The sequence below is a fragment of the Microbulbifer epialgicus genome (genome assembly GCF_041447265.1).
GTDB lineage: Bacteria > Pseudomonadota > Gammaproteobacteria > Pseudomonadales > Cellvibrionaceae > Microbulbifer > Microbulbifer epialgicus.
Window position 1 is genome coordinate 1 of the sequence record NZ_JBGMEK010000247.1, and the last position, 935, is coordinate 935.

Genomic DNA, 935 nt, shown 5'->3' on the forward strand with positions numbered 1-935 from the left:
GTCCATAACCCAGTAACCTGTACCCGCGCTATAAAAAGCTGGAGCTTTATTGTCGGTATAGCTGTCTGTACCGGTAATGAACCGCAAGCCGGTCATTGCAGACACAGCTCCCAGTACCCCGGCCAGGGTGACATAGCGCTCTGCCACCGGAACCAGTTGCGCGAGCGCGGCGGTAAGCTCGCGGCACAGTAATTTTTTGCGGTCGTTATCGACGGGTGCGCAATTTGCGATATAGCCAATAAAAAAACACTGCAGTTTATTAGGGTTGTAACCTATGTTGAGCTGGATCAAGCCATTTAAGGAAGGGGAACTGCACACGGTAAAAGCCGCACGGCCAGGGGAGAATGCCGGTAAACTGGGCCGCCAAATTTTCAATTGTTGCTCTTAGGATAGCCAAGTAAGGCGGCGCACCTACGAGTGCCCGTCCCAGATCCCCTCCCCCCGCCCTAAGCTCTCCTGATAAGAATGAATCATCAATAAGCAATTCCCCCCTAAACCGATCCAGCAAGACATTCTGAGTCACCGCGATACGGTTGTAACTCAATCCCCCGTACTTAAAGGCTTCAATTACCGTTCCACAGTAAGGCAATACCATACGGCCAAAGCCAGCACTTGATAAATACATCAAATATACTTTGAGAAATTGGCTTCAGTTGTTTCAGAACAGCCGGTCATTTGAACATCGACAGCAGCCTGGCTGAAAAATCAACACACCTCGCTATAGTGGACACAGGAGCTATCTATTCCTTATTAACCCGGCGAACAAATAGTTCGGTTATGCTGCGTACCTAATTGATTCGTGTCGGAAGTAGGCTGCTACACGCGCGGGCTTCTTTTGTAACATTCTCATGTGAGAAAGCACTTTGCTTTTCAGCTTCTCCTTGGATCGGGCTGGCATGCCACTGTGAACGCCCCCTTTAAGGTCGCAATTCAAA

At 49.5% G+C, this 935-nt stretch carries 1 protein-coding gene; it reads right to left on the reverse strand.

What is annotated here, in order from left to right; all coding sequences use genetic code 11:
• Nucleotides 1–375: hypothetical protein (locus tag ACCI49_RS24805; protein WP_371841939.1), on the reverse strand; the 375-nt coding region annotated here is incomplete at its 3' end.
• Between the last annotated feature and the right edge of the window lie 560 nt (nt 376–935).